Origin of the sequence: Pseudomonas sp. JUb42 (assembly GCF_024807945.1) — a bacterium.
Classification (GTDB): domain Bacteria; phylum Pseudomonadota; class Gammaproteobacteria; order Pseudomonadales; family Pseudomonadaceae; genus Aquipseudomonas.
On record NZ_JANUFD010000002.1, the window covers coordinates 133560 to 154788 of the forward strand.

Consider the following 21229-nt stretch of genomic DNA (forward strand, 5'->3'; position numbering starts at 1 on the left):
ATGCGTTCTCTCAACCTGCATCTGAAAATCCTGATTGCCGTCCTGGTCACCCTGGGCATCGCCATCACGGCCTATCAGATCGTCGTGCTGGGCATTCCGGTGACCGAAGACGAAACCGACGACCTGTGGAACATCGACGCCAAAGTCGAGTTCGTCGCCAGCGCCAAGGACCCGGTGAAGATCCAGATGTTCGTGCCACCCCTGGCCCGGGATTACATCAGCCTCAACGAAAGCTTCATCTCCAATAACTACGGGGTCAGCGTCAACCGCATCGACGGCAACCGCAAGGTCACCTGGTCGGCCCGGCGCGCCAGCGGCAACCAGACGCTTTATTACCGCCTGGTCCTGACCAAGCGCTATAACGGCGACAAGCCGCGCACCAAGGGGCCGATTTTCCGCGACAGCATGATCATCGATGGCCCGGAAAAAATCGCCGCCGAAGCTCTGCTCGCCCCGATCCGCCAGCACTCGGCGGACGTCGAGACCTTCATCGGCGAAGCCATCAAGCGGGTCAACACCCTCAGTGATGACAACGTCAAGCTGCTGCTGGCCGGGGACACTTCGACGCCGAACAAGGCGCGCATCACCGAACTGCTGCTGTCCATCGCCCACGTGCCGATGGAAAAGGTCCATACCATCCGCCTGGTCGCCGATCAGCCGCAGACTCCGGAACTGTGGCTGCGCAGTTTCAATGGCAAGGACTGGCTGTACTTCAATCCGGACACCGGCGCCCAGGGCCTGCCCGAAGACCGCCTGCTGTGGTGGATCGGCGACGAGAACCTGATCACCGTCGAAGGCGGCAAGAAAGCCACGGTCAACTTCAGCCTCAATAACAGCGAAATGAACGCCATCCGCCTGGCCAAGCTGACCGACGAAAACTCCGACGCCGACTTCCTCTCCTATTCACTGTACGGCCTGCCGCTGCAGACCCAGCAGACCTTCATGATCATGGTGATGATCCCCATCGGCGTGCTGGTGATCCTGATCCTGCGCAACCTGATCGGCCTGCAGACCCTGGGCACCTTCACCCCGGTGCTGATCGCCCTGGCCTTCCGCGAGACCCAACTGGGCTTCGGCATCGTGCTGTTCACCCTGATCACCGCCCTGGGCCTGTCGCTGCGCTCGTACCTGGAACACCTCAAGTTGCAGATGCTGCCGCGCCTGTCGGTGGTGCTGACCTTTGTCGTGGTGCTGATCGCCGCCATCAGCCTGTTCAGCCACAAGCTCGGCCTGGAGCGCGGCCTGTCGGTGGCACTGTTCCCCATGGTGATTCTGACCATGACCATCGAACGCCTGTCCATTACCTGGGAAGAACGCGGCGCCAGCCATGCCATGAAAGTCGCCATCGGCACCCTGTTCGCCGCGTCCCTGGCGCACCTGATCATGAGCGTGCCGGAGCTGACCTACTTCGTCTTTACCTTCCCGGCCGTGCTGCTGATTCTGGTGGGCTTCATGCTGGCCATGGGTCGCTATCGCGGCTACCGCCTCACCGAGCTGATGCGCTTCAAGGCCTTCATCAAGGAAGAGGAAGGCAAATGATCGGCTGGTGGAAGACCTGGAAGGCCCTTGAGGCCAAGGGCATCATGGGTATCAACCGGCGTAATGCCGACTACGTGCTCAAGTACAACAAGCGCAGCCTGTACCCGATTGTCGACGACAAGATCACCACCAAGCTGCGCGCCATCCAGGCCGGGATCCGCGTGCCGCAGATGTACGGGGTGATCTCCACGGAAAAGGAAATCGACCGTCTCGACCAGATCATCGACGGCCACAATGATTTCGTGATCAAGCCGGCCATGGGCGCAGGCGGCGATGGCATTCTGGTAATCGCCGATCGCTTCGAGGAGCGCTTTCGCACTATCTCCGGGCGCATCGTCAGCCACAGCGAAATCGAACACCAGATCTCCAGCATCCTTACCGGCCTATATTCCCTGGGCGGCCACCGCGACCGCGCACTGATCGAATACCGCGTCACTCCAGACCCGATCTTCAAGAGCATCAGCTACGAAGGCGTGCCGGATATCCGCGTCATCGTGCTGATGGGCTACCCGGTCATGGCCATGCTGCGCCTGCCGACCCGCCAGTCCCACGGCAAGGCCAACCTGCACCAGGGTGCCATCGGCGTCGGTGTCGACCTGGCCACTGGCATCACCCTGCAGGGCACCTGGCTGAACAACATCATCCGCAAACATCCCGATACCGCCCAGACCGTGGACGGCGTGCAACTGCCTGACTGGGACGGCTTCATGCAGCTGTCCGCTGAATGCTTTGAGCTCTGTGGCCTGGGCTATATCGGTGTCGACATGGTGCTGGACCAGGAAAAAGGTCCGCTGATCCTCGAGCTCAACGCCCGCCCCGGCCTGAATATCCAGATCGCCAACGACTGCGGCCTGACCCACAGGACCCAGGCGGTGGAAGCGCGTATTGAGCAACTGGCCCTGGAAGGCCGTACGGAAACGCCGCAAGAGCGGGTCAGGTTTGTGCAGGAGCTGTTTGGGCATGTGCCCCATGTCACCGCGCAGTAATGTGGGACCGGCTTCAGCCGGGAAGGCAATGTGACAGACGATAAAAATGCACCGGCCCTGTCTACGCCTTCCCGGCTAAAGCCGGTCCCACAGGTTATGCCTATCACTAAACACCAACATTTCCCGATCCCACCCAAGCGGACTACAATCGCCACCCGCGTTCTGCTGACCGATTTTGCCTAAATGCCGACCTGCTCCGTCCATCCGCTGCCCTATCACAGCAACCCCGCCGATTATTTCTCGCGAGTGCGCCATGCACCGGGCGCGGTGCTGCTCGACAGTGGTCGGCCGACGGCTGAACGGGGTCGCTACGATCTGCTCAGCGCCTGGCCCGAACAGCAACTGGGTGTCGACAATGACGAGAGCGGCGCCGACTTTCTCGAGCACCTGCGCCAGGCCCTGGCTCTGCTGGGCGAAGCGCAACTGCCCGAGCACTGCGAGCTGCCCTTCGCCGGCGGCCTGATCGGCTACCTGAGCTATGACTTCGGCCGACGCCTGGAACCGCTGCCGAGCAAGGCCGTGGATGACTTGCAACTGCCGCAGGCGCGGCTTGGCCTCTATGCCTGGGCGCTGATCAGCGATCACCAGCAGCAGACCTCGCAACTGGTGTTTCACCCGAGCCTTGCAGAAACCCAGCGACAGCACCTGTTGACGCTATTCAGCGCCCCGGCATCGCAAAATCAAGTCAGTTTCAAGCTGGACGGCCCGTTCCAGACCAGCATCAGCGCTGATGACTACCGCGCCGCCTTTGAGAACATCCAAGCGTACATCCAGTCCGGCGACTGCTATCAGGTCAATCTGACCCAGCGCTTCCAGGCCAATTGCCAGGGTGATCCGTGGTCAGCCTACTGCGCATTGCGCGTGGCCTGCCCGACGCCCTTCTCCGGTTATATGGCCCTGGAAGGTAACGATGCGGTGCTGAGCCTGTCGCCAGAGCGTTTCGTCAAAGTCAGCCAGGGCCAGGTCGAGACCCGGCCGATCAAGGGCACCCGCCCCCGTGGCCGCGATGCTGCGCAAGACGCCGCCTATGCCGCCGAGCTGCTGGCCAGTGCCAAGGACCGCGCGGAAAACCTGATGATCGTCGACCTGCTGCGCAACGACCTGGGCCGCAGCTGCCGCATCGGCTCGGTGAAAGTGCCCGAGCTGTTCAGCCTGGAAAGCTACCCCAACGTGCATCACCTGGTCAGCAGCGTGACCGGCACACTGGCCGCCGACCACGACGCCCTCGACCTGATTGCCGGCAGCTTTCCCGGTGGCTCCATCACCGGCGCACCGAAAATCCGCGCCATGCAGATCATCGACGAACTGGAACCCAGTCGCCGTGCCCTGTATTGCGGATCATTGATCTATCTGGATGTGCGTGGCGAAATGGACAGCTCCATCGCCATCCGCAGCCTGCTGGTCAAGGACGGTCAGGTGTCCTGCTGGGGCGGCGGCGGCATCGTCGCCGACTCGGACTGCGAGGCAGAGTATCAGGAGTCGTTTACCAAGGTGCGGATACTGCTGGAAACCTTGCAGAACCTCTGAACGACGACATCAACAGCGGATCGGATGGCGGGCTTGATCTGTGGGAGCGAATTGTGGGAGCGAATTCATTCGCGAAGAGGCCGGTACATTCAAAGTACAGGCGCCGGCTGAAAAACCGATTCGCGAATAAATTCGCTCCCACTGAGTTAGCTACCACCTGGCTCCCCCACATTGCTCTCATGAGGGAAATATCTTTTAGAGGGACAGATCCCGATTCGACGCCTTGATGAATTCCTTCTTCAGGTCTTCAAACGTATGCACCGCAGGAAATTGCGGGAATTCACGGATCACGTTATCCGGGGCATGGAACAGAATGCCCGCATCGGCCTCACCGAGCATGGTGGTGTCGTTGTACGAATCGCCTGCGGCGATCACCCGGTAGTACAGGCTCTTGAAGGCCAATACCGACTGACGCTTGGGATCTTTCTGACGCAGTTGATAGCTGATAACCCGGTCGGTTTCGTCAGTGATCAGACGATGGCAGAGCAAGGTCGGGAAGCCCAGCTGACGCATCAGCGGCTGGGAGAACTCGTAGAAAGTGTCCGACAGAATCACCACCTGGAAGCGCTCACGCAGCCAGTTGACGAACTCGATGGCGCCGTCCAGCGGCTTGAGGGTGCCAATCACTTCCTGAATGTCGGCCAGTTTCAGGCCATGCTCGTCGAGGATGCGCAGACGCTGCTTCATCAGCACGTCGTAGTCGGGAATGTCCCGCGTGGTTGCACGCAGAGACTCGATACCGGTTTTCTCGGCAAAGGCGATCCAGATTTCCGGGACCAGCACACCTTCCAGGTCGAGACAGGCAATTTCCACAAGACACTCCTTGGTTGAATCAGCAGGCTGAAAAAAGAGGCAGCACTTTAGCCTAGAGACGGCAAGTCGGCCAAATCAGCGAAGGATTTTGTTACCATCGCCGGCATATCGAGCGCTTAAGCGCCGCTTCTCGACCAGGAAACCGCCTGATGAACCAACCATTCGACGTCGCTGAACTCGCCGCGACCTATGCCAACAAATCCCCCCAGGACATCCTCAAGCTGGCCTTCCAGCATTTTGGCGATGAGCTGTGGATCTCCTTCAGCGGCGCCGAAGACGTCGTGCTGGTGGACATGGCCTGGAAAATCAACAAGAACGTCAAGGTCTTCAGCCTCGACACCGGCCGCCTGCACCCGGAGACCTATCGCTTCATCGAGCAGGTGCGCGAGCAGTACAAGATCGCCATCGAGCTGATCTCGCCGGACCAGAGCAAGCTGGAGCCTTTCGTCAAAGAAAAGGGTCTGTTCAGTTTCTACAAGGACGGCCATGGCGAATGCTGTGGCGTGCGCAAGATCGAACCGTTGCGCCGCAAGCTTTCAACGGTGAAAGCCTGGGCCACCGGCCAGCGCCGCGACCAGAGCCCGAGCACCCGCAGTGAAGTGGCGGTACTGGAAATCGACGGCGCCTTCTCGACGCCCGAGCGCCCGCTGTACAAGTTCAACCCGCTGGCGCAGATGAGCAGTGAAGACGTGTGGGCGTATATCCGCATGCTGGAACTGCCATTTAACAGCCTGCACGAACGCGGCTTCATCAGTATCGGCTGCGAACCCTGCACCCGTCCGGTACTGCCGCGCCAGCATGAGCGCGAAGGTCGTTGGTGGTGGGAAGAAGCCACCCAGAAGGAATGCGGTCTGCATGCCGGGAATATGATTGCCAAGGGTTGATAAAGAATCACGCTGTCGCACAGCAAACTGGCCGTTGGAGCGAGGCTTGCCCGCGAATCAGGCAACGCGGGCTTGCAGGTACACCGCATCAGGCCATTCGCGGGCAAGCCTCGCTCCAACGGATAGACTCAGGCAACTCGCTCCCTGAGCATCAATGCACCGGCAGTTCAACCCCGTCGAACAGCTCTTCCAGTTCCTGCTTGTTATGGCACTGGATGGCCTTGGACATGACCTCGCGGGTCAGGTGCGGGGCAAACTTCTCGATGAAGTCGCACATAAAACCGCGCAGGAAAGTGCCACGGCGGAAGCCGATCTTGGTCACACTGGACTCGAACAGGTCGCTGGCGTCGAGTACCACCAGGTCGGAATCGAGCTTGGCGTCCACCGCCATCTTGGCGACGATCCCCACGCCCAGGCCCAGACGTACGTAAGTCTTGATCACGTCAGCATCGGCTGCGGTGAATACCACTTTCGGCGTCAGGCCGCGATGGCTGAAGGCTTCGTCGAGCTTGGAGCGACCGGTGAAACCGAATACGTAAGTCACGATCGGGTATTCGGCCAGCACTTCCAGGGTCAGTTTCGGCAGTTTGGTCAGCGGGTGGCCCTGGGGCACGACCACGCAGCGGTTCCAGCGGTAGCACGGCATCATCACCAGATCACCGAACAGCTCCAGCGCCTCGGTGGCAATGGCGAAATCAACGGTGCCATCAGCGGCCATTTCGGCAATCTGCATCGGCGAACCCTGGTGCATGTGCAGAGCGACGTCAGGGTATTGCTTGATGAAATTGCTGATCACCGGCGGCAAGGCATAACGCGCCTGGGTGTGGGTGGTGGCGATGGACAGCGTGCCTTTTTTCTCGTTGGAGAACTCCTGGGCAATCTGCTTGATGCTCTCGACCTTGCGCAGAATCTCGCCGGCGGTGGTGATGATGCGCTCACCGGCCGGGGTCACACGGGTAAGATGCTTGCCGCTGCGGGCAAAGACCTCGACCCCCAGTTCGTCTTCGAGCAAACGGATCTGCTTGCTGATGCCGGGCTGAGAGGTGTAAAGGCTCTGAGCCGTCGCGGAGACGTTGAGGTCATGGTGCGCCACTTCCCAGATGTAGCGCAGTTGTTGAAGCTTCATATGTATCCCTCAAAGCAGGTAGACGCCAGGGGCATCAGCGACGGTATATAACTGGATTAATGGTCAGAAGAATAAATCTAGAACTTTTTATCATCTTTACGGCGTAATGGCACGCCCGATTTCACTTCTGCTCTCGACTATCCGCGCATCCGGTTCTGCACCATGGGCACCATGTAGACCGGAACTTCCGAAAGCTGCAGAACCCTGGCAGCCGTACGCCCGATCGGTGTATCTCCTTCCGTGCCGTGACTGTGGCTGCCGACGACCAGCAAATCCACGGCCAGACGGCTTACCTGTTCAAGAATGACCTTCGACGGATCGCCCTGCACGACCCGCACACTGCGAATCAACTCAAGGTCCTGATGGCCATCCCCCAACTCGTCGCGAAAACCATCCAGAACCTGTTGTTCGATCCCTTCCAGCACCGTGCTCAGACCCTGGCTGCGCAATTCCTTGAGCGCATCCTCGCTCAGGTAGCTTTGCAGGACCGATTCGGCGAACAACCCCATGGGCTCGACCACATGAATGACGTACAGCTCGGCCTTGAAGGTTCGTGCCAGTGCCAGCGCGTGCTGCATGACATACGGCGCATACAGGCCAAGGTCCGTGGCATACAGCATCGAACGAATCATACGACCTCCCAGACAGCCAGATTTGGCGGAGATTGCTTCAGCTTAGCAGCGCCCCACCAACTGCGACGGCCCGTGCCGCCGAGCTTTGACGCACTTCAAACCTTGATTTCATTACTGATGCCGTGGGGCACATGACCGGTGGCGACCACCTCGCGGGCGCGCTCGCAGTGGCCGGGCTGATCGTCGAAAAACACGTCGGCGGCGAAGGCTTCGAGAAACGGCGATTTATCCAGGCCACCGAGGAACAGCGACTCGTCCAGACGGATATCCCATTCACGCAGGGTGCGAATGACCCGTTCATGGGCCGGCGCCGAGCGAGCAGTGACCAGGGCGGTACGGATCGGCCCGGAGTCTTCGGGAAACTCACGCTGCAAATGATTCAGTGCCGCCAAAAACGGCTTGAACGGCCCGCCACGCAACGGTTCCCGGGCCGACTCACGTTCGCTGAGCTGGAACGCTGCCAGACCATCACTTTGATAGACCCGCTCCGACTCATCGGAAAACAGCACGGCATCGCCATCGAAGGCAATGCGCAGCTCATCACTGGCCGCCCGGCGAGCGCCACCGGAGAGAATGGTTGCCGCAGCAAATCCGGCATCCAGGGCACTGCGCACATCTTCGGCATGGGTCGACAGAAACAGATGGCAGCCAAAGGCCGCCAGATAGGGATAGGGACTGCGCCCGCCGACAAACGCCGCGCGGGAAATATCCAGACCGTAGTGCTGGATCGAGTTGAACACGCGCAGGCCGGTGTCGGCGCTGTTGCGTGAAACCAGAATGACCTCGACCCGTGCCTGCTTCAGGCGCTTGTTGAGGTTAAGCAGTTTTTCCACGAGCAGAAAGGCATCGCCGGGTTGCAGGATCTCGTCTTCATGCTCGATCTGATACTGGCGGTAGGCCTCGACGCCATCAGCCATATATACCCCATGGCTGGCGCCGAGGTCGAACAAGGCCCGGGAGGAAATCGCCAGGATCAGTTTGTTGCCTGATACCGTTGCCATAAGCATTCCTCCCGTGCGCCCATGAAGCGAGGCGCCTCAGATATTGTGAAAGTCGATAAAGGCCAGAGTCTGGAACAGGGCGCGGATTTTCGGCATGTCACGCCCGGCGTCCAGGGCCGCTGCCAGGGGCCGGGAATAGATGGCGTCCAATTCAAGGGGACGCTTCTCGCGGAAGTCGTGGTACATGCTCGGCCAATAGTCCGGCATCTGCTCGGTGGTGGCAAACAGCTTGGCCGCGTAGCCCTCGGGCATGCTGTGGCCGCAGGCTTCGGCACCGGCCACCACTTCGTTCATCAGGTCCATAATCAGCTCGCGGCTGTAGCTGTCAGTCATCAGCGCCGAGGTACTGGCCTGCAACAAGACCGACAGGCCGTTATACGGCACGTTCCACACCAGTTTCTGCCAGCGCGCCTGCTGCAGGTCCGGCATGGCCTGTGAGTCGATACCCGCCGCCTTGAACAGCGCCGCGCCCTCTTCGACAATCGCCTGACGGGCGTCGGCATTCGCCGTCGGCCCGCTGTGATAGCCCATATTGACTGCACCAAAAGCCTGATGCGCAACCACGCCGGGAGCCAGACGGTGTACACAGATAAAGCACAGGCCACCCAACACATGCAGGGAGTCCGGCAAGGCGGCGCGTAGACGATCCTCCACGGCCAGACCGTTCTGCAGGACCAGTACCTTCGCATCCGGGGCCGCAGCCTCGGCGATCAGCGGTGCCAGTTCGACATTGGCGGTAGATTTGGCGCCGACCAGCAACCAGTCGCAGGGCGGCATGTCAGCGGCCGATGCATAAGCCTGAACCGGATTGAGCAGCAGTTCGCCATGCACCGCGCTCTCGACCCGCAGGCCGTTCTGCGCCACGGCCTCGAATTCGCTGCGCAGAAGGAAATGCACGTCAAACCCGGCCCTGGCCAGCATCACCCCATAAAAGCCGCCGATGGCGCCCGTACCGATGATGCCAATACGCGGCTTCTTGCTAGCAGTCGTCATGTCACTCATTCCTTAACCTGTTCGGTGCCCCTCAGGGCAGTTCGTCCGGCTCGGCCTGCAATACCTCGCGCAAGCCCTGATCGATACCCTGGGCCGTCAGTGGCGCACGCAGTGGACCATAGAAGTCGCCGTCGCGAATGACGAACAGCGCCGGCAGATGAAACACTTCATAGCGCTCCACAGCACCGCCGTTGTCGGCGGCGTCGATCCAGCACAGGCGCTCAAGCGGCAGCGCCAGGGTTGGCAGATACTGTCGTGCCCATCGGCAGCTGGTGCAACCCAGACTTGTAAAAACAAGCAACGAGGTGCCCGGCAGGTCCAGCAATTGACGATCGATGTCGAGGTCGGTCAGTTCCAGCTGTTTCAACGATGAGACTCCCCGGATTGAACCGCTACTATCCGTTGCCGGGGTTACGGTTGTAAATACTGGCGCCAATGCCCTGCCGTTGGCGCAAAAGCCGAGCTTGCCCATTGAAGAGCAATGGGGTAACGCGCTAAGGTTCCGCTCCCCGCTGCGCTCAATCATGCTGGGCTCCACCGCAGGGGTCCCTTGCCGGCCAGCACCCGTGACCTGATGAGTAACACGATGGCCGATCTACCGATTAACGACCTTAACGTCTCGTCCAACGAGACGCTGATCACCCCGGATCAGCTCAAACGCGAGATCCCCCTGACCGACGCCGCCTTGCACACAGTGAGCAAGGGTCGCGAAGTGATCCGCAACATCCTCGATGGCAAGGATCATCGCCTGTTCATCGTGATCGGCCCGTGCTCGATCCACGATATCAAGGCAGCCCACGAGTACGCCGAGCGCCTCAAGGCCCTGGCGGCCGAGGTGTCCGACACCCTGTACCTGGTCATGCGCGTGTACTTCGAAAAACCGCGCACCACCGTGGGCTGGAAAGGCCTGATCAACGATCCGTACCTGGATGACTCGTTCAAGATCCAGGACGGTCTGCATATCGGCCGCCAACTGCTGCTGGACCTGGCTGAAATGGGCCTGCCTACCGCCACTGAAGCCCTCGACCCGATCTCCCCGCAATATCTGCAGGACCTGATCAGCTGGTCGGCCATCGGCGCGCGCACAACCGAATCCCAGACCCACCGGGAAATGGCTTCCGGTCTGTCCTCGGCCGTCGGCTTCAAGAACGGCACCGATGGTGGCCTGACAGTGGCGATCAACGCCCTGCAGTCGGTTTCCAGCCCGCACCGTTTCCTCGGCATCAACCAGGAAGGTGGCGTGTCCATCGTCACTACCAAGGGCAATGCCTATGGTCACGTGGTCCTGCGCGGCGGCAATGGCAAGCCAAACTATGATTCGGTCAGCGTCGCCCTCTGCGAGCAGGCCCTGAACAAAGCGAAGATTCGCCCGAACATCATGGTCGACTGCAGCCACGCCAACTCCAACAAGGATCCGGCCCTGCAACCGCTGGTCATGGAAAACGTCGCCAACCAGATCTTGGAAGGCAACAACTCGATCATCGGCCTGATGGTTGAAAGCCACCTGAACTGGGGCTGCCAGGCGATTCCCAAGGATTTGTCCGAGTTGCAGTACGGCGTCTCCGTTACCGATGCCTGCATCGACTGGGACAGCACCGAGAAAACCCTGCGCGGCATGCACGCCAAGCTCAAGGACGTTCTGCCCAAGCGCGAACGCACCTGATCAACGCGCACACAAAAACGCCGAGCATCTGCTCGGCGTTTTTCATTCAGTTGCAGCCTGCAATCAATATGTCAGATCTTCGCCGCCTGACGCTGATTACGCTCCATGTAACGCTCGACATACGAACACGAAGGAATGACGGTGTAGCCCATGCTCTCGGCATAGTCCAGAGCCTGTTCGGTCAGCGCCGCCGCAATCCCCCGGCCCCGCAGAGCATTGGGGACAAAGGTTCGATAGATGTCCAGAGTCTGTTTGCCCAGGTCCATATAAGTCAGGTAGGCACGATGACCATCTATGCTGATTTCGAACTGGTGACCGGTCTGATCATGGTGGATCGACAGCGCCTCGCTCATCATTACTCCTCGCGGGTCTTGGAATTTGACCCCTACCTTACCGATGTTTTTCCGGCGAAGGAACATCTACGCCACCCCGTGCCTGTTTTGGACACCGAGACGAGCCTGTGAATCTCCAACAAAACAGCACCTGCAAATAGTAGGCGTCATTTGTGAATATGCTCAAGCGCAGCGACCGTAAAAGAGCACGACCGAATATCCGATTGACCGGACACTTTGCAACGAACATTGCCGGGACTGCCGATTGAGACGCTACGCTGATTTGAAAGTCACCGATTGTTCAGCTAAACAGGGAAAGTCTGTTCATGCGCACACGCCCGGAACTCATGGCGCGGGGCAATGACTAATGCACATTGCCACTATTTAGCACGTTCCTTCCAGACACCCGTGCCGGGCGGAGCAGGCTGGATATTTTTCATACAAAGCGCATGAAAAGTCTGTCGGAAGGCTTTCAAACCCAAGAAATTGTGGGCTTCTTGCGCTTCGTCAGTTTACTTACTACAAACAATGGGTAGTATGTACGCCGGTCATTTTCTCACTTTCGAGAGATGACTAATTTGATTGAAAAGTCCTTGAAGGGGAACACGATGAACAACGTTCTGAAATTCTCTGCTCTGGCTCTGGCCGCAGTTCTGGCCACCGGTTGCAGCAGCGTATCCAAAGAAACCGAAGCTCGTCTGACTGCTACCGAAGACGCAGCAGCTCGTGCACAAGCTCGTGCTGATGAAGCCTATCGTAAGGCTGATGAAGCTCTGGCTGCTGCTCAGAAAGCTCAGCAAACTGCTGACGAAGCCAACGAGCGCGCTCTGCGCATGCTCGACAAGGCTAGCCGCAAGTAAGAATCCCTCGGGATTATTGCTGATAAGCCGACCCGTTTACGGGTCGGCTTTTTTTTGCCCGGCTTTTACTGACTGCCAATACAGCCCCTGTGGGAGCCGGCTTGCTGGCGATGACGGCGGCACATCCGATAAAGATGTCGCCTGTTATACCGCTATCGCCAGCAAGCCGGCTCCCACAAGTCCAAGTTCCAATTCAGAAGGCGGTTACTGCAGGATTACCTGCGGCTGTGCCGCAACAGCAGCGCCCGGCTCACCGATTTCAACCGGCATGCCGTCCTCGGCCGCCACCACGTCACGCACCTGATCCCAGTTCATGCGCAGGTTGGTCGACAGATCGTCACGCTTGAGCAGGGCGTTGATCACTGCCGTGTGCTTGTCGACAATCGACGGGTTGCCGTTGTCATCCAGCGGCGCATGGGCTTCAAGGAAGACCTTGCCGCCACTGCGACCGAACTTGTACGGCTCGCTCATGATGCGCACGGTAGTGCCGACCGGAACCATGTCAGCCATTTCCAGTACGTTGTTGTTGTACATGCGGAAGCAGCCGTGGCTGGTGCGCATGCCAATACCGAACTTCTTGTCGGAACCGTGGATCAGGTAACCCGGCAGGCCCAGGCCGAATTTGAACGGGCCCAGCGGGTTGTCCGGACCGGCCGGCACCACCGCAGGCAGGATATCGCCGTCGGCAGCGTGCTCGGCGCGTACCGAAGCCGGTGGCGTCCAGGTCGGGCGCGGGGTCTTGGCGGTGATCTTGGTGGTGGAAACCGGTGAACCCCAGCCCTCGCGACCGATGCCCAGCGGGAAGGTGTACACCACGTTACGCCCTTTCGGGTAGTAGTAGAGGCGGTATTCGGCCAGGTTGATGACGATGCCTTCACGCGGGCCCGGCGGCAGAATGAAGCGGGTCGGCAGGACGATCTGGGTGCCCGCACCCGGCAGCCAGGCATCGACGCCCGGGTTGGCGGCGATCATTTCCAGGTAGCCCAGGTCGTACTTGGTGCCGATATCGGCGAAGGTATCTTCGTATTTAGCGGTAATTGTCTGGACCTGGCCGATGATGTCTTCACCGGGCGGCGGCAGCGGGAATTCCAGGGCCGAAGCGGGACCGACCGCACACAGTGCAGCGAACGACAGACAGCGGGTAACGGCTGGAATGCGCGACAACATCCGGGAAATCCTTGGGACAAAAGAGGGAAAAGTAGCGAATTGTACACCGCCTCTCGCCCGCAGGGAGACAGCAAAGTGTTGCCTGACAAGAGTTTCATGATGGGCCCGGGCCCTGGGACTAGAGTTCCGGCCAGATCGGGTTCATGCCGCGGCGCTGGGCATCGAGAATCGCCTTGCACAACGGGCAGAAACGCTCGTCGCGCAGGGCTTCGGCAGCCACCCCGGACCAGCGTGGCTGTGCGGGCAACAGGGTGCCACACAACGTGCGATCCACCGAACCGCCCAGCTCAAGCTGTCGTGCCACCACATGCACCTTGATTTCCTGGCAGGCGAACAGGTCGAGCTGCTCGTCAGGCTCGATCAGTTGATAGGCATACAGGGACCAGGCGGGACGTGGCATCAGGGGCTCCAAATCGGGGCGCCACATTATCCGAAAGCCCCCGACTAGAAAAGCCTGCAGAGGTGTTAAAGCAGGGGTTTAAGCGTCGGCCAGACGTTATCCAGCAACTTGCCCTGGGCCGCCACCGCCGGATGCAGCCCATCGGCCTGCATCAACTCGGGAATCCCGCCAATGCCCTCGAGGAAAAACGGCACCAGAGCGATCTTCTTCTCTTCGGCCAGACTGCCGTACACCGCCGCAAACGCCTGGGTGTAACGGGCACCGTAATTCGGTGGCAAACGCATGCCCAGCAACAGCACTTTGGCTCCCGCTGCCCTGGAGCTGTCGATCATCGATGAAAGGTTTTGTTGCAATTGTGCAGGCGGCTGCCCGCGCAGGCCGTCATTGCCACCCAGTTCGAGGATCACCAGGTCCGGCTTGTGCTCTGCAAGCAGCGCTGGCAGCCGCGCCTGGCCTCCACCACTGGTATCGCCGCTGACCGAGGCATTGATCACCTTATCGTCGAAGCCTTGCTGCTTGAGCCGCTGCTCAAGCAGCGATACCCACCCAAGGCGGGTATCCAGGCCGAAAGCCGCGCTGATACTATCGCCAACGATCAGCACCGTGCCCGCCGCCGCTGTTTGCGATAACAGCCATAACATCAGGCCTGCACTTAAAAACCACGCACGCATCGGATTCTCCATGAGTGAAAGTATTCTCAGTGCCCGAAACCTCAGCAAAGTGGTTCCCAGCACCGAAGGTGATCTGACCATCCTGCACGAACTCTCTCTGGAACTGAACAAGGGCGACTCTTTGGCCATCGTCGGCGCCTCGGGTTCCGGCAAGTCGACGCTGCTCGGCCTGCTCGCCGGTCTCGACCTGCCCAGCGCCGGCTCCGTGATACTGGCCGGGCGTGATCTCAGCCAGCTGGACGAAGACCAGCGCGCCCGGGTACGGGCCGAAAATGTCGGTTTCGTGTTCCAGTCGTTCCAGTTGCTCGACAGCCTCAATGCCCTGGAAAACGTCATGCTGCCCATGGAACTGGAGGGCCGCAAGGATGCCCGGGAACACGCGCGCAATCTGCTGGAACGGGTCGGCCTCGGCCAACGCCTGACCCACACCCCGCGCCAGCTGTCCGGTGGCGAACAACAGCGCGTCGCCCTGGCCAGGGCCTTTGCCGCTGATCCTGCGGTATTGTTTGCCGACGAACCCACCGGCAACCTCGACAGCCATACCGGCGAACGGATCAGCGACCTGCTGTTCGAACTGAACAAGGAACGCCAGACCACTCTGGTGCTGGTGACCCACGATGAGCGCCTGGCGCACCGTTGCCGCCGCCTGATCCGCCTTGAAGGTGGCCGCCTGGCCACCCCACTGGAGCCCTGATGGCCCGATTGCCGTTGCTGCGCCTGTTCACCCTCGCCTGCCGCCAGCTGTTGCGCGATGCCCGCGCCGGGGAACTGCGGGTGCTGTTTTTCGCCTTGGTCGTGGCTGTGGCTGCCAGTACCGCCATCGGCTACTTCGGTGCCCGGCTCAATGGCGCCATGTTGCTGCGGGCCACTGAGTTTCTCGGCGCCGATCTGGTCCTGGAAGGCTCCAGCCCGGCAAAAGCCGAGCAAATCGAGGCCGGTAGCAAACTTGCCCTGGATCATGCGCAAACGGTGGAGTTTTCCAGCGTAATCGCCACCGATACCGGTATTCAGCTGACCAGCGTCAAGGCCGTGGACCAGGCTTATCCGTTACGCGGCGAACTGAAAAGCGCCCCCGCGCCGTATCAGCAAGAAACTGCCGGTGGCGAGCCGCAGGCCGGGGAAGCCTGGGCCGAGTCGCGCCTGTTCGCCGCGCTGAACCTGAAAGTCGGCGACAGCATCGACGTCGGCTCCAAGACCCTGACCCTGACCCGGGTCCTCACCTACGAACCGGACCGCGCGGGCAATTTCTACAGCCTGACCCCGCGGGTGATGATCAACCTGGCGGATCTGCAAGCCACAGGCGTAGTCCAGCCGGGCAGCCGGGTCAGCTTCCGCGAGCTGTGGCGCGGCCCGGCCCCGGCGCTGGCGGCCTATAACAAGGCCATCGAGCCGGGCCTGGCGCCCAACCAGCGCCTGCGCGACGCCCGCGACGGCAACCAGCAGATCGGCGGCGCGCTGGGCAAGGCTGAGCGCTATCTGAACATGGCCAGTCTGGTCGCGGTGCTGCTGGCCGGTGTCGCTGTGGCGCTGTCGGCATCACGTTTCGCCAGTCGCCGCTTCGATGCCAGTGCCCTGCTGCGCTGTCTGGGCCTGTCCCGTGGCGAAGCCTTGACCCTGTTCAGCCTGCAACTGGCGATTCTCGGCGTCCTGGCCAGCCTCAGCGGCGCGATACTCGGCTGGCTGGCTCAATTGGGTCTGTTCTATCTGCTCGAAGGCCTGCTGCCCGCTTCCGTACCGCCAGGTGGCCTGCTGCCTGCCCTGGCCGGGATCGGCACCGGCCTGGTAGCCCTAGCCGGGTTTGCCCTGCCGCCTCTCGCGGCTCTGGGGCGGGTGCCGCCACTGCGGGTGTTGCGTCGCGACATGCTGCCGATTCCGCCCAGTTCCTGGCTGGTCTACGGCACCGCTCTGCTGGCTCTGGGCCTGATCATGTGGCGCCTGAGCCTGGACTTGGTGCTGACTTTCGCCCTGCTCGGTGGCGGCGTAGTCGCGGCACTGATTCTCGGCGGCCTGATGCTGCTCCTGCTGAAAAGCCTGCGCCGCCTGCTGATGGGCGCTTCCCTGCCCTGGCGCCTGGGCCTGGGACAACTGCTGCGCTATCCGTTGGCGGCCGCCGGGCAATCCCTGGCATTCGGCCTGATCCTGCTGTCCATGGGCTTGATCGCCCTGTTGCGCGGCGAGCTGCTCGACACCTGGCAGAATCAGTTGCCCAAGGACGCGCCCAACTATTTCGTGCTCAATATCCTGCCGGCGGACAAAGACAACTTCGCCGAGCGCCTGAGCCATCTGTCCAGTCATTCGGCGCCGTTATATCCGGTAATCCCAGGGCGACTGATCACCATTAACGGCACCCCGGTCAGCCAGTTCGTGACCAAGGATTCCCGTGGGGAGAACGCCACCCAGCGCGACCTCAGCCTCACCTGGGCCGCCGACCTGCCGGAAGGCAACACCATCACGGCGGGCAGCTGGTGGAATGCCGCAACCCCGGCGGCCGATGCCGTCCCAGGTGTGTCGGTGGAGGCCAAACTGGCAGAAAGCCTCCAGCTCAAGCTGGGCGACCATATGAGTTTCGTCATCGGCGGCATGACCCGGGAAGTGGTGGTGACCAGTTTGCGTACAGTGAACTGGGATACCTTTCAACCGAACTTCTTCATGATCTTCCAGCCCGGCACCCTGCAGGATCTGCCGACCACGTACCTGACCAGCTTCTACCTCGCGCCAGGCAACGATCAGGCCATCGTCGAGCTGTCCCGGACCTACCCGGCGGTGACCATTCTGCAAGTACAGGCGTTGCTCGAACAGCTGCGCAGCATCCTCGGCCAGGTGACGCTGGCGGTGCAGTACGTGCTGTTGTTCGTGCTGGCGGCGGGTCTGGCAGTGCTGTTTTCCGGCCTGCAGGCGACCCTCGATGAGCGCATCCGCCAGGGCGCCCTGCTGCGTGCCCTGGGTGCCGAACGCACTCTGCTGATCAAGGCCCGGCGCATCGAGTTCGGCCTGCTCGGCGCGGCCAGTGGCCTGCTGGCGGCACTGGGCTGTGAACTGGTGAGCTTCGTGCTGTACCGCTTTGCCTTCGACCTGCACTGGCATCCCCATGCCTGGCTGCTGTTGCTGCCGGTGATCGGTGCCTTGCTGGTGGGTGGTGCCGGAGTATTCGGCACGCGTCGGGCATTGAATGTCAGCCCGCTGACCGTGTTGCGCGACGGTTGAAGTAGCCGTGGGAGTGGGGCTTGCCCGCGAAAGCGGTGTGTCGGTCAATATTTCGTTGACTGACACACCGCCATCGCCAGCAAGCCGGCTCTCGCAGGTATTTCATTTCACGTCAAATAATCATGGGGTTTTCGGGTAACTGATCTCATTGATCCACCACAGCATCTCCCCCGTCGGGATCTGCACCAGCGCCTCGTCGCCGACTTCCTTCTTCAGCAACGCACGGGCCATGGGTGAGTCGATGGAGATGTAGTCGTTACGCCCGTAGATCTCGTCATAGCCAACGATCCTGAATTTCTTGATCTCACCCTCTTCGTTCTCCACCTCGACCCAGGCGCCGAAGAAAACCTTGCCTTCCTGCTCCGGCGAATAGGCGACCACCCGCACATCTTCCAGGCGCTTGCGCAGGTAGCGCACGCGGCGGTCGATCTCGCGCAGCAGTTTCTTGTTGTACTGGTAATCGGCGTTTTCGCTGCGATCCCCCAGGGACGCGGCCCAGGTCACCTTACGCGTGGTGTCCGGGCGTTTCTCGCGCCACAGGTAATCCAGTTCCTGCTTGAGGGCAGCATGCCCTTCCTGAGTGATGATGTTGGTGCTCAAAGGTCTTTCCCCAGCCTGGCAACGCAGGCCGACATAGTATTTCGAGAAAGAACAACGTCAACCGCGGGTGATCAAACCCTGACGCGCGATACGCACCAGTTGGCGAACCACTTCTTCCAGATGCTCGGGCTGCGGCGCCTGAATCACCGCCAGGTCGAACTGGTCGTTGGCGAAGTTGGCCAGAGGCTGCCAGTTATCGACGAACTGGATCAAAAAAGCGTGGGGACGGCCCTTGCGCTTGGGCCAGCCATCGAGATAGCGCAACAGCGTGGGCTGATGGGAGCCACCGAGAAGGATTTTCGGGTTGCGACGTTGCAGCGGAGAAGTGAACGGGGAAAGACGAACGAGGGGGCGCAGGGTGCTCATGGGTGGTTTCTCTGCCTCAGGGTTCCGCTGGGCAGCGGTGAGAGGCGACACCGGACCAACGCTTTAGCGGTATTTCGATGGGTTCTCACCCACCTGGCGCCCCGCAAGTAGTTGTTTAAATCGGCGCAAGATCAGCATCCTAGAGAAGGCGATGAGGGGTTGTCAAATGGAGCGAATACACAGCACACACTCTGTTGGAGCGCGGCTTGCCCGCGAATTGACGATGCGATCCGTCAGAAGCTCCGCGCCGAGGCTTTCTCGGGCAAGCCCGGCTCCAACGGATCCGGGCACTCCCCAAGACAAAGAAGCCCCCGCAAGCATTCACCTGTGGGAGCTTAATAGTGTTGCGTTGCTTACTTGGCGATAACCCCATCCACCGAGAACCGACCCGCACCTTCGATAAGGATGGCCAGGGTCGCCGCCATCAGCGCCAGGCCGTATTCGTAGCCATTGTTGGCCATGAACAGACCGTTATGGATGTGTACGGTAAGAATCGCCACCGCCAGCATGATGGTCACCACCAGTGCCGCCGGGCGCGCCAGCAGACCGAGGAACAGGGCCAGGCCGCCGAAGAATTCGGCACTGCCGGACATCAGCGCCATCAGGTAGCCGGGATTGAGACCCAGACTGGCCATGTACTGGCCGGTGCCTTCCAGGCCGTAGCCGCCGAAGAAGCCGAAGAGTTTCTGGCTGCCGTGAGCCATCAGCAGGATGCCGACGATGATGCGCAATACAGTGATGCCGTAGCCGGCGCGAGTGTTCAGTACAGTTTTGATCAGAGTGTTCATGGCGTTAATTCCGTTTGAGTGCAGAGAGTGGCGCCATAATAATCGAATTAACTCATATGAATATCGCAAAAATCCCGGCATTAACATCGAATAAATCGATCATTTACGTATCAGTGCTTTTCCGGGCGGATCCGACTCCAGAGAGTCCCGTTCATGGTCGAAGGCCAAGTAGTACTTGTTGACGCTATTGACGTAGCTGACCACACCCATCCCGGCCTGCTCCATGGCGACCCGTTCGGTCTGGAAAAACCACTGATTGGGATTGAGCCCGCGCTTGCGTGCTTCTTCACGCATGCCCTGGACCCGCTCCGGCCCAAGGTTGTAGGCGGCCAGAACGAAGGCCATGCGCTCACGCTCGTTGACCTTGGGGCTGGAGAAAAACTTGCGGCGAATCAGTGCCAGATAACGGGCGCCGGCCTGAACGTTATCGTCAGCGCTCTGAATATTGCCTACGCCGACCCGCTGGGCCGCCGACGGGGTAATCTGCAGCAATCCGGTAGCGCCGCCACTGCCTCTGGCGCCGGGATCGAGTGCCGACTCCTTGAACGCCAGTGCCGCCAGATTCAGCCAGTCCATACCCTGCTCATCGGCATGACGCTGCAACATCGGGCGGATTTTTTCCAGCCGCGCACGATCCTCTCGAGCCAACGGGTTATGCACTTGATACAGGCGTTTGTAGACGCGCTCAAAGGCGACATCCTGATTGGCCGGGGCGTGATAACCCTTGAGGAAGGTATCGATGGTGTCGCGCAACTGCGACGCATCACGGCGTACGAACCAGCTCATATTGGCGCTGGTGCCCAGGGTCAGCGCGCGATCGACCCGCAGCTTGGGCATGACCTTGGCCCAGCGCTCGGCAATCGGCTGCTCGACCACCGTCAAGTGATAGATCCCGGCCTGGACCATCTCCAGCACGTCTTCCACCGCCAGGCTCGGGTCGACCCATTCGATCTTGACCGGCGCCAGCTTGCGCAGGGCCAGCTTCTGATTCAACTGATGCACGGCCTCATCGGCCGCGCTGCCGGTGGACAAACTCAACGTACGACCCGACAGCTGCTCGACGCGCTTGAATGACGCCTGGCCCTTAAGCCCCACCAGCACCATGGGGACGTGGCTGATGATTGGCGCACTGGCCTCGACGCCCTGGGCGGTGCTCACATCCAGCAGTTCGCCTGGTGCAACCAGATCGCCCTCGCCTCTTTCCAGTGCGCCAAGCAGTTGATTCTTGGCCTTGGGCACGACCTTGAAGGTCACGCGCTGACCATCACGGGCATGGCTGTTGAGGTATTGCTCAAAGGCCTGCAGGCGATGGTATTCGACGCCGATTTCCTGGCCCTGCACGTCACCGGAACTGTTGCGGCTCTGATTGACCAGCACCCGCAGTACCTTGCTGCTGCGAATGGCGGCAAGGTCTCTTACCTGAGTCGCATGCTGAGCCTGGACCGGGCCAGCGGTCACGGCGAAGGCAGGCAGCGGCAGTAAAAATGCCGAAAGACAAATCATGGGCAAAAGCGCGGCTCGGGTCATTCACTTCTCCAGGGAGATGCCGGACGGAAAAACAGGCAAAAAAGGGAACAAACGACTGGTGCACTTAGAGCGAAGTCTTGCGAGAGCGTTGCAACGGCTGTTTTCAATTCGTTGAATTGACAGCATTTTCTTGTTGTAACCCAAGCTCTG

General features: G+C 60.5%; 22 protein-coding genes. 8 read left to right on the plus strand and 14 right to left on the minus strand.

Going from position 1 to position 21229, the window contains the following annotated elements; genetic code table 11:
• From M2401_RS04435 to pabB, 3 genes are all read left to right on the plus strand, one after another.
• A complete protein-coding gene (locus tag M2401_RS04435) occupies nucleotides 1-1539 on the plus strand; it encodes an inactive transglutaminase family protein (RefSeq protein WP_259100241.1) in 1539 nt (512 codons plus the stop codon).
• Nucleotides 1539-2525, plus strand: coding sequence for an alpha-L-glutamate ligase-like protein (locus M2401_RS04440; protein WP_259100818.1), 987 nt, complete (start codon nucleotides 1539-1541; stop codon nucleotides 2523-2525). The genes M2401_RS04435 and M2401_RS04440 overlap by 1 nt, the downstream gene beginning before the upstream one ends.
• A gap of 183 nt (nucleotides 2526-2708) precedes the next feature.
• Nucleotides 2709-4052, plus strand: coding sequence for an aminodeoxychorismate synthase component I (pabB, locus tag M2401_RS04445; protein WP_259100245.1), 1344 nt, complete (start codon nucleotides 2709-2711; stop codon nucleotides 4050-4052).
• A gap of 195 nt (nucleotides 4053-4247) precedes the next feature.
• On the opposite strand, the gene thrH is transcribed toward pabB, so the two are convergent.
• On the minus strand, nucleotides 4248-4865 hold the full coding sequence (gene thrH / locus M2401_RS04450) for a bifunctional phosphoserine phosphatase/homoserine phosphotransferase ThrH (RefSeq protein WP_259100248.1): 618 nt from the start codon (nucleotides 4863-4865) through the stop codon (nucleotides 4248-4250).
• Between the two features lie 149 nt (nucleotides 4866-5014).
• Between thrH and M2401_RS04455 the strand changes: the two genes are divergently transcribed.
• Complete coding sequence (locus tag M2401_RS04455; RefSeq protein WP_259100250.1) at nucleotides 5015-5749, plus strand: phosphoadenylyl-sulfate reductase; 735 nt, start codon at nucleotides 5015-5017, stop codon at nucleotides 5747-5749.
• Nucleotides 5750-5900: 151 nt separating this feature from the next.
• On the opposite strand, the gene cysB is transcribed toward M2401_RS04455, so the two are convergent.
• From cysB to M2401_RS04480, 5 genes are all read right to left on the minus strand, one after another.
• Nucleotides 5901-6875: an HTH-type transcriptional regulator CysB gene (gene cysB, locus M2401_RS04460; RefSeq protein WP_259100252.1), complete on the minus strand. Its 975-nt coding sequence runs from the start codon at nucleotides 6873-6875 to the stop codon at nucleotides 5901-5903.
• 137 nt (nucleotides 6876-7012) lie between these two features.
• Entirely contained in the window at nucleotides 7013-7507 is a 495-nt protein-coding gene (locus tag M2401_RS04465) for a universal stress protein (RefSeq protein ID WP_259100254.1), read from the minus strand.
• Nucleotides 7508-7602: 95 nt separating this feature from the next.
• Nucleotides 7603-8508 carry a 5'-nucleotidase gene (locus M2401_RS04470; RefSeq protein WP_259100256.1) on the minus strand — a complete coding sequence of 302 codons (906 nt, stop codon included), beginning with the start codon at nucleotides 8506-8508 and terminating at the stop codon, nucleotides 7603-7605.
• A 36-nt stretch (nucleotides 8509-8544) separates the two neighbouring features.
• Entirely contained in the window at nucleotides 8545-9501 is a 957-nt protein-coding gene (locus tag M2401_RS04475; protein WP_259100258.1) for a putative 2-dehydropantoate 2-reductase, read from the minus strand.
• 31 nt (nucleotides 9502-9532) lie between these two features.
• Entirely contained in the window at nucleotides 9533-9868 is a 336-nt protein-coding gene (locus tag M2401_RS04480; RefSeq protein WP_259100260.1) for a thioredoxin, read from the minus strand.
• Between the two features lie 219 nt (nucleotides 9869-10087).
• On the opposite strand from M2401_RS04480, the gene M2401_RS04485 reads away from it, so the two are divergent.
• Entirely contained in the window at nucleotides 10088-11164 is a 1077-nt protein-coding gene (locus tag M2401_RS04485) for a 3-deoxy-7-phosphoheptulonate synthase (protein ID WP_259100262.1), read from the plus strand.
• A gap of 71 nt (nucleotides 11165-11235) precedes the next feature.
• On the opposite strand, the gene M2401_RS04490 is transcribed toward M2401_RS04485, so the two are convergent.
• Entirely contained in the window at nucleotides 11236-11517 is a 282-nt protein-coding gene (locus tag M2401_RS04490; protein ID WP_259100265.1) for a GNAT family N-acetyltransferase, read from the minus strand.
• Between the two features lie 587 nt (nucleotides 11518-12104).
• On the opposite strand from M2401_RS04490, the gene oprI reads away from it, so the two are divergent.
• Complete coding sequence (gene oprI, locus M2401_RS04495) at nucleotides 12105-12356, plus strand: outer membrane lipoprotei OprI (protein WP_045491971.1); 252 nt, start codon at nucleotides 12105-12107, stop codon at nucleotides 12354-12356.
• A 204-nt stretch (nucleotides 12357-12560) separates the two neighbouring features.
• Here oprI and M2401_RS04500 read toward each other — a convergent pair whose 3' ends face one another.
• The 3 genes from M2401_RS04500 to M2401_RS04510 all read right to left on the minus strand — a co-directional run bounded on the left by M2401_RS04500 (nucleotide 12561) and on the right by M2401_RS04510 (nucleotide 14594).
• A complete protein-coding gene (locus M2401_RS04500) occupies nucleotides 12561-13523 on the minus strand; it encodes a L,D-transpeptidase family protein (protein ID WP_259100272.1) in 963 nt (320 codons plus the stop codon).
• 118 nt (nucleotides 13524-13641) lie between these two features.
• Complete coding sequence (locus tag M2401_RS04505; protein WP_259100275.1) at nucleotides 13642-13923, minus strand: hypothetical protein; 282 nt, start codon at nucleotides 13921-13923, stop codon at nucleotides 13642-13644.
• A 65-nt stretch (nucleotides 13924-13988) separates the two neighbouring features.
• Nucleotides 13989-14594 (minus strand): arylesterase, encoded by a 606-nt coding sequence (locus M2401_RS04510; protein ID WP_259100278.1) that lies wholly within the window; start codon nucleotides 14592-14594, stop codon nucleotides 13989-13991.
• 10 nt (nucleotides 14595-14604) lie between these two features.
• On the opposite strand from M2401_RS04510, the gene M2401_RS04515 reads away from it, so the two are divergent.
• Nucleotides 14605-15288: an ABC transporter ATP-binding protein gene (locus tag M2401_RS04515; RefSeq protein WP_259100282.1), complete on the plus strand. Its 684-nt coding sequence runs from the start codon at nucleotides 14605-14607 to the stop codon at nucleotides 15286-15288.
• Nucleotides 15288-17798 carry an ABC transporter permease gene (locus tag M2401_RS04520; RefSeq protein ID WP_259100285.1) on the plus strand — a complete coding sequence of 837 codons (2511 nt, stop codon included), beginning with the start codon at nucleotides 15288-15290 and terminating at the stop codon, nucleotides 17796-17798. Before M2401_RS04515 ends, M2401_RS04520 begins: the two co-directional genes overlap by 1 nt.
• 120 nt (nucleotides 17799-17918) lie before the next feature.
• Here the strand turns inward: M2401_RS04520 and greB are convergent, their stop codons facing one another.
• The 4 genes from greB to M2401_RS04540 form a co-directional block, all read right to left on the minus strand.
• On the minus strand, nucleotides 17919-18398 hold the full coding sequence (gene greB / locus M2401_RS04525) for a transcription elongation factor GreB (RefSeq protein WP_259100288.1): 480 nt from the start codon (nucleotides 18396-18398) through the stop codon (nucleotides 17919-17921).
• 57 nt (nucleotides 18399-18455) lie between these two features.
• Nucleotides 18456-18764 (minus strand): class I SAM-dependent methyltransferase, encoded by a 309-nt coding sequence (locus tag M2401_RS04530; RefSeq protein WP_259100291.1) that lies wholly within the window; start codon nucleotides 18762-18764, stop codon nucleotides 18456-18458.
• A 353-nt stretch (nucleotides 18765-19117) separates the two neighbouring features.
• Complete coding sequence (locus M2401_RS04535; protein WP_259100293.1) at nucleotides 19118-19552, minus strand: DoxX family protein; 435 nt, start codon at nucleotides 19550-19552, stop codon at nucleotides 19118-19120.
• 99 nt (nucleotides 19553-19651) lie between these two features.
• Nucleotides 19652-21079 (minus strand): transglycosylase SLT domain-containing protein, encoded by a 1428-nt coding sequence (locus tag M2401_RS04540; protein WP_259100296.1) that lies wholly within the window; start codon nucleotides 21077-21079, stop codon nucleotides 19652-19654.
• Between the last annotated feature and the right edge of the window lie 150 nt (nucleotides 21080-21229).